Raw genomic sequence first — 15,500 nt, 5'->3', positions numbered from 1 at the left:
CTTCCCAATCAATAGAATCTGTAGACGATTTCTTTGTATATCGAATAGAAATATGATATACCGTCACTAATCAAACTGAAGAAGAGAACCATAAGGAATACGATTACCAACATTCCCACGAGAGTAAAGACGATAGACACAAATGCTTTTCCAAGCAAGAAGTCGTGAATCATCATTACAGAAGCCATGATCAAAAGTCCTGACCAAATCAATGAGAAGTATCCAAAGTATACATAGAAGGAACCTTCCTCTTCTGTTACGAAATTACTAACTATCATAAGTGGCAACTGAATGATAATATATGGTGTACATGCATATGCTGTTCCCATATAAATATCTTTCAAAGTACCTTTACCTTCAAACAAAGTTGTAAGGCACCAGTTTGCCAAACAATATACTAAAAATGGTAGCAAGAATGTCATGATTTCCATGAGCAAGTTTACTTCATTCCAGTTGACAACAGGGTCCTGGAACATGAAATTAGTAAAACCAAGCTTCAAGAGGTTAACAAGCAATACTAGAACAATCAATGTATTTGCCGCTGCCATTGATCCTCTTTTTTCATGGGTCAAATCCCAGAAACCATCGAATGGATGGACGATACAGTGAAGTGAAAATCTCAAGGATCTTCCATACGCACTCCATGCATCTTTGTTAAGAATACGTTGCTTTAAGCTCATCCTCGCTCTACCTCCTTCCTTGCTTTCACTATGAACCCACGACCAAATCCTATCAATACGAGGAGAACTATGATCGCAAGAATATATAAGATATTGCTTTCGAACCACTCTTTACGATATAACTTATATGCTTTTGAGTAGTTGGTAGAGTCAAGCTTAATCTTGAAGTACTTCATAGCCTCAGCATAGTGCTTCTGTCTCAACTCTGAACGACCAATTCCGATATAAGCCTGGTCGTAGTTACCGTTGTGCTTAAGCACCTTTCTCCATGTTGAAGCTGATCCGTCATAATCACCGACTTTATACTGGCTCAATCCCTGATTAATAAGGGTACCGTAATCAGTCAATGAGAACTGTGTAATAGAACCAAGGTTTGCATCCAATACACAAAGTGTATCGCCAAGATCCTCCAATGCCACAGCATTAATAAAATATCCTGCCTTGTATCCGTGACCACCAAATGCATAGAGCATATTACCCTGGAAGTCATATGCAAATACACGTCCACGTGTATTATCAAGTGCATAATAAACATCATTATCAAGGCATGTAATATCTACGAACTTTGAAGGTCCCTTCATCTCTCCGTCCGGTGTATATCTCAAGTCACCATATGGCTCTTCATAACCATTACGAACGAGGATATCTGTTCCCTTTGCATTAAGCTTACGAATTGGCTGAGCATTTTCAATAGTTACATCCTCACCAATTGCAGCAATTGTCGCATAGATAAATCCTTCTGAATCAAGACATAGATTACTATACTCAGTTGGTACAAAAAGTGCCATTCTCTCACGCTGCTCTTTTGTAGCAACCAACTTCCACAAATACTGAAAGAAGTTATATGTAACCTTACTTGCTCCTACATAACCTGTAAATGATCCGTCATCGGCGAACTCCATGAAACCTTTGTTCACGTTCTGAGCCTGACAGAAAATACGCTTTGAACTATCAACAACAAGCTTCTGTGGAATGAAGTTTTCTGAAGAACTAACTGTCTCATCCTCTGGCTTTGTGATAATCTTAACAACGTTCAAGTTCTTGTCAAGATGAACAATTCTGAAGTTTCCTGTATCGGCGATATAGTAATCACCATCATCATTTACATAAACATCCTGAGGAGTTTTAAGACTCTCCTCTTTTCCATTGTACTGGAACTTACTGATTTCTTTGATAAACTCGAATTTATCATTGATATATGTAAACTCCAAAATTCTGTTGTTTCCAGAATCTGCCACGTACATATACTGACCATTTACATACAAACCTTCAGGGTCTTTGAAGTTTCCGCACTCGAAATCAGCACCTGTAATTGTTCGAGTTACTGAATATGCATCTGGAGATTCACGATCGTATCCCCAACAGTCATATATATATGTGAAGTGATTTCCATCTGAACTCGTGCTAGCCTGTACATCCACAACTGATAAAGATATGGATAAAACTACTAATAGAGCAAGTAAAGATGTAATTCTTTTATATGATACTCTCATCTCTTTATCCCCCTTATCAATCCTTAATACCAGAGCTTGCCATTGTTTCCAAAATGTTACTTTGTGCTGCGATAAAGATAACAATTGGAACCATCATAACAACCATCGTTGCAGCAGAACCTACACCCGCACGGGCAACACCACCAGACATAATCTGCTGAAGTGCATAAGGAAGCATCTTATATTCCTCTGAGTAAATATAAACCTGTCCTTTTTGGTTCCACAATGTTTGTACTGAGAAGATTGTCACAGTAAGCCAAGCAGGCTTTACGTTAGGCATGACAATCTGAAGATAAATTCTTCCCTCTTTGGCACCGTCAATCTTAGCCGCCTCTATCAAAGCGTCAGGAATCTGCTCCATGAACTGCTTCATAAGGAACAATCCCATAGGAAGCGCAAAGGCTGGAACAATAAGTGCCAAGTATGTATCAACCCAGCCGAGATTTGACATAACAAGATATGTAGGAATCATAAGTACATATGCGTTAAACATCAGGGCTGACTGAATCAAGTTAAATATTCCCTTTCCAAGTGGGAAATCATATTTTGCAAGAACATATGCTGCCATGGAACCTATGAGCAAGTGACCAAGTGTTCCAACAAGAGTTGTCAAAACTGTATTGAAGACGTATCTTGTGAATGGTACATATGAACTTGACATAACTACCAACAAATCCTGGAAGTTATTGAATGTAGGGTTTTTAACGAAAAATCTTGGTGGATAGAGATAAATCTCATCCAATGGCTTAAATGCACTACTTATAGCATATACAAGAGGCATAACAAAGAATAAACCAAACAAGATCAACATTATATAAACGCCTAAGTCACCACCGCGTGAACGGTTAGGTTTTCTTCTCTTAATTTTGATTAATTTCATCTGTCTAATACCTCCTATCAAGTTCCAACTTTGCTAAGTAATGCCTGTACTGCCTTGTTACATATAATCATTACGATAAACAGCAACGTAGCAATTGCAGATGCATAACCCATCTCAAAACGAGTTGTACCGTAGTCAATCAAGTGAGTTACAACTGTTCTGGCTGCATAGTCTGTACTTGGGAAACCACAAAGTGCCATTGTTACATCCGCTACACCGAATGACTGCATGATAGCCATTACCGCACCGAACAAAAGCATAGGTTTCATATTAGGCAATGTGATATACCAAAGCTCCTGCCATCTGTTCTTAACACCGTCAACGTATCCGGCCTCAAACTGTGAAGCATCGATACCCTGAAGACCGGCAACGAATGAAAGGAATCCTGTACCAAGACTCATCCAAAGTACAATAACGATAACTACATTCATCATATATTTCACATCAGTGAGCCATAGAACCGGCTCGCTGATGATACCGAACTTAATAAAGAACGCGTTTACATAACCATAAGCATCTCCACTGAACAGGATTGACCATACCATATATGCCTGTCCGGAAATTGTAGGTGCATAGAATACACAAACCGCGAAAGCTCTGATATATCTTGGAAGCTCATTGATGAACCACGCAAAGATAAATGCCATGACATATCCAAGTGGTCCTGTAATAGCTGCCAAGAGGAATGTATTCTTGATACCAATAAGATTTACATCATCACTGAGCAACAAATCAATATAGTTGTCAAAGCCTATAAACTTTGCAGGCTCCAATACGTTATAGTAAGTGAAACTATAATAAATCGACATCAATACCGGCAAAATATAGAATGCTGTAAATACAATAAAGTATGGTAACAAGAACAAATAACATGTTCTAGACGCCTTTGCTTTTTTCCAAGCAATCTTGGCATTACGTTTCTTTATTGAAAAGTATTTTTTAAGAAACATACATTAACTCTCCTCTCTTTTTGTATTTTACTCTTTTTTCACTGGTAAGCCGAACTCTTGTCTCTTGTTCGTAATCTCTTCATTGATTGTACGAACGTAATCAAGAATAGTCTCACGAGGATCCTCGTTCTGATTCATAACCCTACGGATAGCATTAGTGATATGACGAGATGTGTAATATCCACCAGCAACCTCAGGTAATCCGAACGCTGACTTCCACTGTTCTTTCAAAGCTGCAGACTCTTTACTACTCCATGAAAGAGTATCGAAAGTCTTCTTATTAGCTGTAGCATAACGTGCAGATGCACCCATAACCGCCTCAAGCTCGCTAGCGAATGTAGCCTGTGTCTCAGCACTAGCCCACCACTTAAGGAACTTCCAGCTGTTCTCTTTCTTGTTACGCTCTTCAGCTCCACGAAGCATCATAGAACATGTACCCCATGACTGAGTAGCTCTATTAATGCGTCCATTCTTATCCTTAACTCCAGGAATCTTAGCAAAATTCCACAAACCTTTAATCTCAGGTGCGAATACAGCCAAAGTGTTGAAGTTGTTGTAATCTGCAACACCGATAGGCATCTCTCCTGATCTGAAACGGTTTACAAAGTCATACTGCTTTGCGAGTTTGTAGTTTGTAAACAACTTAGTATAGAATTCAAATGCATCGATTCCCTCTGCTGTACCAATTGTTGTCTCCATAGCCTGGTCATCATAAAGTGTTCCACCACGCTGATACAACTGAGCATAGTAGTTAGCAAGGTCAGGGTTTGTAGTATTACCGATCTTTCTCTCTACTGAAGGAACTGCAAATGTCATACTGTTCTTCTGAAGAATTGGAAGAATACTGAGAACGTCATCCCAAGTATTAACATCCTTCTCTACATCGACACCAAGGTCTCCCATGATATCTGTACGATAGAACATAACGTTGTAGTTCTGTGTCTCCGGCAAAGCATATATTCCATTATTGAACTCATATGATACATATGAACTCTCATAATACTCTGACAATACATCATTCAAGTCTGGGAACTGAGTCAAATCAACTACCGCATTACGAAGTGCATAGTTAACAGGCTCTGTCTGTGCGATACTGAGTGCCACATCAGGACCAAATCCTGAGATAACGGCTGGGAGCATCGCATTAACTCCAGCAGAACTTACTGTATTCGCTGCATCAATCAACTTAACGTTAACCTTGATATTTGACTCTGGAGTAAATACCTGGTCAACCATGTTCTTAAGGATTGTACTCTGGTCACGACCAGCTGTAATCCATACATCGATAACGTCTTTGTCTTTTGAGTCATAGACATTACCAAGTGCAGAAGAATCACTTCTAAATGAATTGAAGAAGAGGATACTCTCGTGTACCATCTTGTCAAATCCACCTTCGTTTACAGAAGGAAGGTTCTTCTTGTCGTCTGCAATTGCAATATAGTCAATATCCATAGCAGCTGCACTCAAGTTATTAATTGATGTTCCAAGTGAACTGATATTCTCTTTGAAGTTTGCAAGCGTTCCAGGAATCTTGTCCGGTCTTTCAACGAACAATTCCATCTGTGCTGCAAGTGTCTGGGCAACTGAAATTTCTCCACTCTTCTCCCCAGCGTACTCTGTAACTTCATCAACGAGTTTGTAAAGTCTCTTAGACTCCAAATCCATCGCTTCGATTACTTCTGGATAAACTTTTTCAATCTGATAGTCACGATACTCATCAGGCTCTGTACCTGTCAAAACGAGAATCGTTCTATACATCTTATTCATATTAAATACACTATCTGAAAGCTCTGACAAATACTCACCAAGATCTCCAAGTGTATTCTTAAGTCTAATCACATGTTTTCCTTTGGTAAGATGGAATTTGTATGGATTACCTTTCGCATCCTGAAGGCATGTCATATCCCAGTAGTTACTGTAGCTAAATCTAATCTGGGAAACCTCTTCAAAAGGAATCACTCCATCTATGTACAAAGATCTGTTGGCGATATAACCTCTGTTATATCCCTGACGTCCTTTGATACCGATTACATAGTTTCCTTCTTCCTCAACTTCAAATTCCCACTCAATCCAATCGTTAGGAACTTTCCACTGAGTACCACCAGTCATATCAAGAACCTGTTTACTGGTGTTTCCAACAGAGACCTTTCCATTCTTGTCAACATACTCTGTGTCACTTGATGTACGATCGTATGTTGCATACAATGATGGAGCTGAACGTCTTACTGCGTCCTCTCCCTGAATCTTTTTACATCCCTGCTGTGCAGTGTTCTCTTCGCTAATACCCTTTGCATATTCTTCATATGTAGGAGTCTTAGCCATATTCGCAACTTTAAGCTTACGAATTACAAACTTTTCATTTACTCCTGTGATGCGGAGAACATTCTTACCCTTCTTAAAGAAGAACTTGTACGGATCTACCTCGTATCCCGTTCCGTCTTCAAAGTAGGCTGGCATCCAACGCTGGTTTGGATCCTGAACCTGTGTAGGTCTAACCTCATTTCCTTGGTTATCCTTTGTAGGCTCACCTTTGTCGACATAGACACGTTGGAATGAGATAGAGTCTGCTCCATTAAACGGAACCTGTCCGTTAATCTCTACCTTGGCCTCGATGTTGATTCCACGGTCATCTTCATCCGTTGTTGGGAAGTACTCTGTATAAATATTGTAGTAACCTTCCTCTTTAACATCGATTGTGAACTCAGCAAATCCCTCTTCCGGAATCTGCAATGCGTCTGACTTATCGTCATTTGGCCCAACACCCGGACGTTTCTTAGTGCCGTTTGATGTCTTTGCTTTAAACAAATCTACATCATAAGCATTACCGTCTCCTGCTGGCTCATTCTCTCCGTGCGCTTTGACGTACTGGGCATACGTATCACTTCTTCCATAATCCGTCGAAGTGTTCTCAAAATCTACTCCCTTGTACTTTGCGGAGTTGTCGCTCTTAGAATTTCCTTTAATTTGGAAGAATACTACCAGTGCTACAACAAGTAGTACAAATATCAGAAAATTCCTCAAGCCCTTTTTTTTCATCAACTTTGACATGGCTGTCGCTTTCTCCTTTCGCCCTTTTTGTGTATTTTTACACAAGAAAAAACCCCGTGTAGGATACACAGTTCAAGTCGTATTTATGTATTTAACACATGATTACTTACAATTATATCATTAGCTTTGTAAAATGTCTATATGTTTTTTGTGATTTTTTATGAATTTTTACCAAAAAAATTTTTTTATTCTTTTTTTGTCGAAAACTATTTACAAGAAATTGGCTCTATTTTATAATATTTTTAAAAATATTTGTGCATTATCTATAACGTTTTCGAAATATTTATAGATTTTTAATCATACTGTCATAAATCTCAAGTCATTTTTGACAAAAGGATATCCTATGACTTCGTATATCTTACACAATAAATCGTGCGCTGTTGTAATTTTGCACAAAAGCAAACTAAAAGGAGAATATTTATGATTATCAAGAAAACCTTTCAGAACCCGATTCTGCCGGGCTTCTATCCAGACCCAACAATTTGCCGTGTAGGCGATGATTATTATGTAGCAACATCAACGTTCACATATTTCCCGGGCGTTCCTATTTTTCATAGCAAGGACCTCGTTCACTGGGAACAGATATGTAATGTTTTAACTACACCGGAGCAACTCCCAATTCCAAACGGAAGTCCGGAAAACTCTGAAACAAGCCGCGGAATATTCGCCCCAACGCTTAGATATCATAACGGAACATTTTATATGATTACTACAAATGTATCTGATGAGCTCGGAAACTTTATTGTTACAGCCAAGGATCCTCGTGGTCCATGGTCAAAACCATATCCACTGGGCTCTGCCGGTATTGATCCATCCCTCTTCTTCGACGACGATGGAAAATGTTACTACTGTGGTACTCAGCCACGACGCGAAGGCGCAAAGTACTTTGGTGACAATGAGATATATATTCAGGAGTTGGATTTGGAGACCATGCAGCTTGTCGGCGAGAGTTTTCCTGCTTGGCACGGTGCTCTCAGAGATATGGAGTGGCCTGAGGGACCACATATCTATAAGAAAGATGGTTGGTACTACCTGATGATTTCTGAGGCCGGAACCGCCCATGATCATGCAATCTCAATCGCCCGAAGCAAGAGTTTGTTCGAAAAGTTTGAGGGACATAGAGGAAATCCTATCCTCACCCACAGAAATTTGGGTTATTCATATCCTATTGTAAACGTCGGTCACCCTGATATAGTTGAAACGCAAAATGGTGAATGGTGGATGGTACTATTGGCATCAAGACCATATGGCGGGGATTACCACCGAAATCTCGGAAGAGAGACATTCCTTGTACCATTTACGTGGGAAGGTGGATGGCCTGTCATCAATCCAGGCAAAGCTATTGTCGAAGACCAGGGAATTGCACCGGACCTTCCATTATTTATCCCTTCACCGGTTCCTGCCAGGGAAGATTTTAACAATGATACGCTTCCACTCCATATGATGTATGTCAGAAATCCTATCAAGGAGAATTACTCTTATGATAAGAAAGAAAGTCATCTTTCACTGAAGTGTTATACTGATCTTCTCTCCTCTTATGACACGCCAACTTTTGTATGTCAGAGACAGCAGGCACCATCCTTCAAGTTCCAATCTAAGCTTAGCTTTGATCCTGCATCTGATACCTCGAAGGCGGGAATCGCGATTTTCCAAAGCCAGAGTTACAACTATCAGTTGTTAGTTTCCAAGAAGGGTGATAAATCTCATATCCAGCTCATTAAAGTTGAGCATGATAATGTTCAGACAGTCTGCGAGAAGACTCTAGACAACTTCTATGAGACACTCACACTTAGGTTAATCGCTGACCAGCAAGACTTGTACTTCTCATATTCCTGCACAGGATCTGATTATAGCGACTTTGTTCAAATCGGAGATGTTCAGAACGGACGAATCCTATCAACAGATGTAGCCGGCGGATTCGTTGGAACTACAATGGGAATATACGCCGAGACCGGCGACTCATCAGCTGACGACTGGGCACACTTCGATTATATGGAATATGTAAATGCATAATAATATATCACGGTCTCTCGCCTCTGGGCGGGAGACCGTTTTTTGGGGGAGGAAACGCATGTCGCTGGTCTTACTCACGTCGTTCGTAAGACATTTTATCGGAATCGCATAGCGCTGGTCTTACTCACGTCGTTCGTAAGACATTTATTATGCTAATTCAAAAAACTCATATTTTTTCCAAAAAAAAATTGACAACCATACCCTTTGATGATATAATAGTTTTTGTTGGTTTAGCAAAATACTAATGCTTCTAACATAAGATTTTGCGGATGTGGCGGAATTGGCAGACGCACAAGACTCAAAATCTTGCGAGGGCAACCTCGTGTGGGTTCAAGTCCCACCATCCGCATAAAAAAGGAACATGTTTCATGTTCCTTTTTTTGTTGTATAGCAATAAAAATAAAGTCACGCCTTCTCGAACAACTCTCTCCCACTCTCGGGGCATGCCAAACCTTCTATTTGCATATAGGCATGCCCCGTGGCTCACTTGGGAGCGGAGCAAATCCCTCTGGGGGCATGCCAAATCAAGCTTTTTCACATAGGCATGCCCCGCGGCTCACTTGGGAGCGGAGCAAATCCCTCTGGGGGCATGCCAAATCAAGCTTTTTCACATAGGCATGCCCCGCGGCTCACTTGGGAGCAGAGCAAATCCCTCTGGGGGCATGCCAAATCAAGCTTTTTCACATAGGCATGCCCCGCGGCTCACTTGGGAGCGGAGCAAATTCCTCTGGGGGCATGCCAAATCAAGCTTTTTCACATAGGCATGCCCCGTGGCTCGCTTGGGAGCGGAGCAAGTCCCTCCGGGGACATGCCAAATCAAGCTTTTTCACATAGGCATGCCCCTTAGAGAACATGTTTCATGTTCCTTTTTTTGTTGAAAACGCATTTATTTAGTATTTTTTGATTTTCTGTTGCCATCCTTTCTATCCATGTTTTTTACAACGATCATCGAGGCTTCATCTCCATCAAGAGTTACTTCGACAAATTCTCCCAGTTCAAGATCTGCACTGGATATTTCTTGTTTTTCTCCACTTGATTCTTTATAGAATTTTGTACTGCCATTGATTTTTATCGTCTTTGTCTCACCACTGTCCATTGGCTTCCCACTGATATCCTTTCCATGATCAACAGATTTTGGCTCACCCTGGATACTGTCTCCGCTAACCGGTGGTTTTTGTCTTCCATTATCCCCTTTAGGGCCTTTATCTCCCTGTGGTGGATTCATATTTTTCGCATCACCATTCAATACACCAATCTGAATTTCACTATCAGATATCGAAGAGATTCTGCCAACAACTGTAGTATCATCTCCCTTTTTTTCGCTGCAACCGACAAGACATCCCAAAACCATAACGCCACATAGGATTCCCGCCAAACTCTTTCTTAAATTCAACTTTGCCATAATTACCATTCCTTTCTTTTTCTTTTTTATCAATATACTTGAAGAAGTTTTAGAAAGTGTGTATAAAATATGTAAAACTTGTGAATTCAGAAAAAAGCAAAGCTTGTAAGACCTACAATATATTTTTCCACAAAAGAAAAGAACCCGAAAAACGGGTTCTGTAAATTCTTATATCATTGTAAAACGCGCTAAAACTACTCTGCTGCAGCAATGATCTCTTTCTTGTTGTAGCTACCACAGTTCTTGCATACTCTATGAGGAACCATAAGCTCGCCACACTTGCTACACTTAACTAATGTTGGAGCAGTCATCTTCCAATTAGCTCTGCGCTTGTCTCTTCTTGATTTTGAAGATTTATTCTTAGGACAAATTGACATGTCATTACACCTCCTTAAATTCAAACACTCTTAATATTATAACGATTGTTAATTTCTTTGTCAATGATTTTTTGAAATCTTTTTGAAAAATTATCAATCTTTTATCATCTTTAGTTTTTAAAACTGTGAACCGGCGCAGGAATGCGTCCTTTTCTATTCACGAAATCCTCACAACTGAACTTGTTTACCGGCATAATTGGCGCATATCCGAAAAGTCCGCCGTATTCAGCCTGCTCACCTACATCCTTGCCGACTACCGGAATAATTCTTACCGCTGTTGTCTTCTGATTTACCATACCGATAGCCATCTCGTCAGCGATAATTCCGGATATACTAGCTTCACTGGTATTGCCAGGGATAGCTATCATATCAAGACCAACCGAACATACACAAGTCATCGCCTCGAGCTTTTCCAATGTAAGACTTCCATCCACTACGGCATCAATCATACCCTGGTCTTCACTAACAGGGATAAATGCACCACTCAAGCCACCTACGGAACAGGATGCCATGATTCCGCCTTTTTTGACCTGATCGTTGAGCATAGCAAGCGCTGCCGTTGTTCCGGGAGCTCCCGCTCTCTCAAGTCCAAGGGTCTCAAAAATCTCTGCAATACTATCTCCAACTGCCGGAGTAGGTGCAAGAGACAAATCGATAATTCCAAACGGAACATTTAACCTCTTAGATGCCTCGCTAGCCACCAACTGGCCCACTCTGGTAATCTTAAATGCAGTCTTTTTGATCGTCTCACATATTTCTGTAAAATCTTTGTCCTTCACTTTGGTAAGAGCATTCTTTACTACTCCCGGGCCACTTACGCCGACATTGATGACAACATCGCCCTCAGTAACTCCATGAAATGCTCCTGCCATAAAAGGATTATCGTCTGGAGCATTACAGAATACAACAATCTTGGAACATCCCACTGAATCCTCTTCTGCTGTTGCTGCTGCAGTCTCTTTTATAATATGTCCGAGAAGTCTAACTGCATCCATATTAATTCCAATCTTGGTCGAACCAACATTTACAGAACTACACACTCTGTCAGTAGACGAAAGCGCCATAGGCATTGATTTGATGAGATTTTCATCGCTCTTAGTCATCTCCTTGGCAACCAACGCGCTATATCCACCAATATAATTAACTCCAACCGCCTCTGCCGCTCTGTTAAGAGTCTTTGCAATCTCCACAAAATCCTCCGGAGTCTTGCATGCGGCTCCACCAACTAATGCTATAGGCGTAACTGAAATTCTCTTATTTACAATAGGAATTCCATACTCTCTGCTTATATCTTCGCCAACCTTAACTAAGTCCTTGGCTTTTTCAGTTATTCGTTTATATATATTGTCACATAAAACGTCCAACTTAGAATCCGCACAGTCCAACAAGCTAATTCCCATAGTTATTGTTCTGACATCCAAGTTTTCCTCTTCGATCATCGCGTTAGTTTCTAGAACTTCATCTATGTTTATCACGATTGCATCATCCTCCATATCAAATTAAATTTATCTTCTTTGCACCTTTAAATTCTATGCATAGAATTGAATATATCCTCGCGCTGAATCTTGATAATACAACCGATCTCATCGCCGAGTTTCTCGAGCTCTTCGGCGATACTCTCAAAGCTATTTGATGCATTTGAAACATCTGCAATCATCATCATATTGAAATATCCATTAACGATTGTCTGAGATATATCAAGTATATTGATATTATCCTCTGAAAGATATGTGCAAACCTTAGCAATGATTCCCACACTATCTTTTCCAACAACTGTAATTATCGACTTTATCATTTTCATTTCCCCTTTTAAAATAATCCGCTCAATTTATCATCTCTAGAAGAGCAAATTACTTAATTAGCGCAACAGCTTCTCTGGCAATTGCAAGCTCCTCATTAGTAGGAACTACAACTACTGACACCTTACTGTCCGGTGTTGAGATAACCTGTTCTTGTCCTCTAATTGAATTCTTTTCTTTATCAATATTAATTCCCAAGAAACCAAGGTTCTTGCAAATCATACCGCGCATTAACGCGTTATTTTCACCGAGACCAGCAGTAAATACTATTGCATCTACGCCATCAAGAGCAGCTGTATATGCACCTATGTACTTAAGCACTCTATAAGCAAATACTTCTTGAGCCAACTGTGCTCTCTCATTGCCCTCATTGGCAGCCGCTTCCAAATCTCTAAAGTCACTTGAAACTCCTGAGAGTCCATATACACCTGATTCTTTGTTGATGATATTCATAACTTCCTCAAGAGATTTGTTCATGTTTTTAGCCAAATATTCGATGATGGCCGGATCAATGTCTCCTGATCTGGTACCCATCACGAGACCTTCCAATGGTGTTAGACCCATTGATGTGTCAACTGACTTGCCATTTTTTACTGCTGTGACGCTGGCACCATTTCCAAGGTGACAAACAATTATCTTGGAATTGTCAGGATCTAGTCCAAGAATATCCATGGCTCTCTTAGATACAAAGCTATGACTTGTTCCGTGGAATCCATATCTACGAACTTTATACTTCTCATAGCACTCATATGGGAGTCCATACATATATGCAACCGGTTCCATAGTCTGATGGAATGCTGTATCAAATACTACAACACCGGGAACATCCGGCATGATGCTCTTGCATGCTCTAATTCCAATAAGATTTGCAGGATTATGCAAAGGAGCGAGAGGACTTACTTCCTCAATACCCTTGATAACCTCATCATCAATAACAACTGACTCTGCAAATTTATCTCCACCGTGCACAACTCTATGACCAACTGCGTCAATCTCATCGAGACTTGCTATCACTCCATGATCTTTATCTGTAAGTGCATCAATAACCATCTTAATAGCAACTTTATGGTCTGGCATATCCTGATTAATAACCACTTTATCCTGACCTTTTGGAGTGTGATTAAGCCTTCCGTCAATACCTATTCTCTCGCACAAACCTACTGCCAATGACTCCTCTGTATCTGAATCAATAAGCTGATACTTCAGAGATGAGCTTCCACAATTGATAACTAATACTTTCATCTTTAATGCCTTCTTTCAATTATTTATATTATTATTCTTCAGGATTTACAGGTTCAAAAGTAATCTCCTCGATACTCTCTTCTGTAGGTGCTGCAACCTCTTCAGGTTGAACATCCTGCCCCTCTATCTGTGATTGTAATTCTGCTCTGTTATTACGGATTTCTTCTGCATCCATCTTCAAAGCAGAAATCAACATAGTTGACTTTGTCTCAAACTCATTGAGAGCAGCTTCAATATTCTTGCCAGCTCCACCGAGCAAATCACTTGTATAAACAAGCGCACTTTTCCTAATCTCATCACTTTGAGCAACTGCTTCTCCAACAATCTGCTCAGCCTCAGCCTGAGCCTGGGCCATGATCTCTTCAGCTCTTCTATATGCCTCTTGAACCATCTCGTTCTCATCTAGAAGTCGTTCAGTCTTAGTCTGAGCTTCACTAACCATAACAGATGCATCTTCCTGAGCCTTCTCGATAATCTTATCCTTGTTTTGAATAATCTTCTGATATCTTGAAATCTCCTCCGGAATACTGCTCTGCAAATCCTCAAATATTTCATAGAATACATCCCTATCAATGGTAACTCTGTTTGGCGCTAACTTACTCCCCTTGCAACCATCGATATAATCTGCCAATTCATCAAGCAATTGTTCAATCTTTGACTTAGTCATATTATTACCTTTTCCTTTCATCTTTGTTATCTTACTCTTAAAAAGATATGTTTATTCGTCTTATATTCTTTAATCTTTACAACTTCATATAAGCTGTCATCGATATAATCAACTTCCGTTTCCAATGCCGATTCTATTATGACCAAAGTATCTTCCTTGACTATATTAGAATGGGCAATCAAGTCCACTATCTTCTCTTCGAACCCCGATCTATACGGTGGATCCGCATATATGATATCAAACTTAATCCCATCATTGCCAAGCTTGGCGATACTATATGTGGCCTCAATCGGCAGAACCACAGCATCTTCTTCAAGTCTTGTCTTCTGAAGATTTGCCTTTATACACTTCAATGGCTCTCTGGCAAATTCAACCAAATATGCCTTCTTCGCCCCTCTGCTAAGTGCCTCGATTCCAATTGCACCAGATCCACTAAACAAATCAAGAAACATCGCTCCCGGAACATCATCTTGAATAATATTAAAAAGTGTCTCCTTAATCCTATCTGTCGTAGGCCTTGTATCTTTGCCCTCAGCTGTAACAAGGGGAATCCTTCTTGCCTTTCCAGCGATTACTCTCATTAGAATTCCTCCGTCAAATTTTGCACACACCTACCCCTACCCAATCTATTGTATACGAAAACGCTTGAAATTTCAAGGGTTTTTATACTTTATCTTCATATAAAATGCCCAAAAAGGGTATTTATTCTCAAAATAAGAACAAATACCTTTTCTATTATCATCATCAATAATACCAGAAAAGATTCGTCGGAGTACCGCTCTTAATAGTATTCCCAAGACAAAATACATTTCCTGATTTGTCAAATATCATATCTCCAAAGTACATTTTCCCGGCACTAAAACTAGGTGTTGATATTTTCTTAAAATCACCCTTCTTAGTATCCCATACTTCTCATCACCGTCTTCCACATTGGCAGCCTGCAGGGCTG

At 40.1% G+C, this 15,500-nt stretch carries 13 protein-coding genes and 1 tRNA gene; 2 read left to right on the top strand and 12 right to left on the bottom strand.

Features of this window, described 5'->3' with window-relative positions:
• Positions 1–8: 8 nt before the first annotated feature.
• The 5 genes from L877_RS0108010 to L877_RS0107990 are packed head-to-tail and all read right to left on the bottom strand — an operon-like array spanning position 9 to position 7,051.
• A complete protein-coding gene (locus tag L877_RS0108010; protein ID WP_026835609.1) occupies positions 9–680 on the bottom strand; it encodes a YIP1 family protein in 672 nt (223 codons plus the stop codon).
• On the bottom strand, positions 677–2,173 hold the full coding sequence (locus tag L877_RS12725; RefSeq protein ID WP_034785428.1) for a hypothetical protein: 1,497 nt from the start codon (positions 2,171–2,173) through the stop codon (positions 677–679). Before L877_RS12725 ends, L877_RS0108010 begins: the two co-directional genes overlap by 4 nt.
• A 16-nt stretch (positions 2,174–2,189) precedes the next feature.
• On the bottom strand, positions 2,190–3,053 hold the full coding sequence (locus tag L877_RS0108000) for a carbohydrate ABC transporter permease (protein ID WP_026835608.1): 864 nt from the start codon (positions 3,051–3,053) through the stop codon (positions 2,190–2,192).
• Between the two features lie 17 nt (positions 3,054–3,070).
• Positions 3,071–4,003 (bottom strand): carbohydrate ABC transporter permease, encoded by a 933-nt coding sequence (locus L877_RS0107995; RefSeq protein ID WP_026835607.1) that lies wholly within the window; start codon positions 4,001–4,003, stop codon positions 3,071–3,073.
• A gap of 27 nt (positions 4,004–4,030) precedes the next feature.
• Positions 4,031–7,051 carry an extracellular solute-binding protein gene (locus L877_RS0107990; RefSeq protein WP_051437759.1) on the bottom strand — a complete coding sequence of 1,007 codons (3,021 nt, stop codon included), beginning with the start codon at positions 7,049–7,051 and terminating at the stop codon, positions 4,031–4,033.
• 420 nt (positions 7,052–7,471) lie between these two features.
• Between L877_RS0107990 and L877_RS0107985 the strand changes: the two genes are divergently transcribed.
• Both L877_RS0107985 and L877_RS0107980 read left to right on the top strand, forming a co-directional pair.
• The gene (locus L877_RS0107985) at positions 7,472–9,064 is read left to right on the top strand and encodes a glycoside hydrolase family 43 protein (protein ID WP_034785426.1); all 1,593 of its coding nucleotides are present in this window, start codon (positions 7,472–7,474) and stop codon (positions 9,062–9,064) included.
• Between the two features lie 265 nt (positions 9,065–9,329).
• Positions 9,330–9,413, top strand: a tRNA-Leu gene (locus L877_RS0107980).
• 537 nt (positions 9,414–9,950) lie between these two features.
• Here L877_RS0107980 and L877_RS0107975 read toward each other — a convergent pair.
• The 7 genes from L877_RS0107975 to rsmD form a co-directional block, all read right to left on the bottom strand.
• The gene (locus L877_RS0107975) at positions 9,951–10,466 is read right to left on the bottom strand and encodes a hypothetical protein (protein ID WP_026835604.1); all 516 of its coding nucleotides are present in this window, start codon (positions 10,464–10,466) and stop codon (positions 9,951–9,953) included.
• 194 nt (positions 10,467–10,660) lie between these two features.
• Positions 10,661–10,843, bottom strand: a complete 183-nt coding sequence (gene rpmF, locus L877_RS0107970; protein ID WP_026835603.1) for a 50S ribosomal protein L32 — start codon at positions 10,841–10,843, stop codon at positions 10,661–10,663.
• A gap of 110 nt (positions 10,844–10,953) precedes the next feature.
• Complete coding sequence (locus tag L877_RS0107965; protein ID WP_026835602.1) at positions 10,954–12,318, bottom strand: PFL family protein; 1,365 nt, start codon at positions 12,316–12,318, stop codon at positions 10,954–10,956.
• Between the two features lie 47 nt (positions 12,319–12,365).
• Entirely contained in the window at positions 12,366–12,638 is a 273-nt protein-coding gene (locus L877_RS0107960; RefSeq protein WP_026835601.1) for an ACT domain-containing protein, read from the bottom strand.
• Positions 12,639–12,693: 55 nt separating this feature from the next.
• The gene (locus tag L877_RS0107955; RefSeq protein WP_026835600.1) at positions 12,694–13,884 is read right to left on the bottom strand and encodes an acetate/propionate family kinase; all 1,191 of its coding nucleotides are present in this window, start codon (positions 13,882–13,884) and stop codon (positions 12,694–12,696) included.
• Positions 13,885–13,915: 31 nt separating this feature from the next.
• A complete protein-coding gene (locus L877_RS12720; RefSeq protein WP_156923015.1) occupies positions 13,916–14,572 on the bottom strand; it encodes an ATPase in 657 nt (218 codons plus the stop codon).
• Between the two features lie 5 nt (positions 14,573–14,577).
• Entirely contained in the window at positions 14,578–15,132 is a 555-nt protein-coding gene (rsmD, locus tag L877_RS0107945; RefSeq protein WP_026835599.1) for a 16S rRNA (guanine(966)-N(2))-methyltransferase RsmD, read from the bottom strand.
• Positions 15,133–15,500 lie beyond the last annotated feature (368 nt).

The organism is Eubacterium xylanophilum ATCC 35991 (assembly GCF_000518685.1).
In the GTDB taxonomy this organism is placed as follows: domain Bacteria; phylum Bacillota; class Clostridia; order Lachnospirales; family Lachnospiraceae; genus Eubacterium_F; species Eubacterium_F xylanophilum.
Note: the sequence above shows the minus strand (reverse complement) of the source record. Positions and strands in the feature narration are given on the sequence as shown.

What these genes read in the sequence shown, in the direction of transcription:
- L877_RS0108010 (WP_026835609.1), bottom strand. Translation starts at nt 680, where the DNA reads ATGAGCTTAAAGCAACGTATTCTTAACAAAGATGCATGGAGTGCGTAT.
- L877_RS12725 (WP_034785428.1), bottom strand. Translation starts at nt 2,173, where the DNA reads ATGAGAGTATCATATAAAAGAATTACATCTTTACTTGCTCTATTAGTA.
- L877_RS0108000 (WP_026835608.1), bottom strand. Translation starts at nt 3,053, where the DNA reads ATGAAATTAATCAAAATTAAGAGAAGAAAACCTAACCGTTCACGCGGT.
- L877_RS0107995 (WP_026835607.1), bottom strand. Translation starts at nt 4,003, where the DNA reads ATGTTTCTTAAAAAATACTTTTCAATAAAGAAACGTAATGCCAAGATT.
- L877_RS0107990 (WP_051437759.1), bottom strand. Translation starts at nt 7,051, where the DNA reads ATGTCAAAGTTGATGAAAAAAAAGGGCTTGAGGAATTTTCTGATATTT.
- L877_RS0107985 (WP_034785426.1), top strand. Translation starts at nt 7,472, where the DNA reads ATGATTATCAAGAAAACCTTTCAGAACCCGATTCTGCCGGGCTTCTAT.
- L877_RS0107975 (WP_026835604.1), bottom strand. Translation starts at nt 10,466, where the DNA reads ATGGCAAAGTTGAATTTAAGAAAGAGTTTGGCGGGAATCCTATGTGGC.
- rpmF (WP_026835603.1), bottom strand. Translation starts at nt 10,843, where the DNA reads ATGTCAATTTGTCCTAAGAATAAATCTTCAAAATCAAGAAGAGACAAG.
- L877_RS0107960 (WP_026835601.1), bottom strand. Translation starts at nt 12,638, where the DNA reads ATGATAAAGTCGATAATTACAGTTGTTGGAAAAGATAGTGTGGGAATC.
- L877_RS0107955 (WP_026835600.1), bottom strand. Translation starts at nt 13,884, where the DNA reads ATGAAAGTATTAGTTATCAATTGTGGAAGCTCATCTCTGAAGTATCAG.
- L877_RS12720 (WP_156923015.1), bottom strand. Translation starts at nt 14,572, where the DNA reads ATGAAAGGAAAAGGTAATAATATGACTAAGTCAAAGATTGAACAATTG.
- rsmD (WP_026835599.1), bottom strand. Translation starts at nt 15,132, where the DNA reads ATGAGAGTAATCGCTGGAAAGGCAAGAAGGATTCCCCTTGTTACAGCT.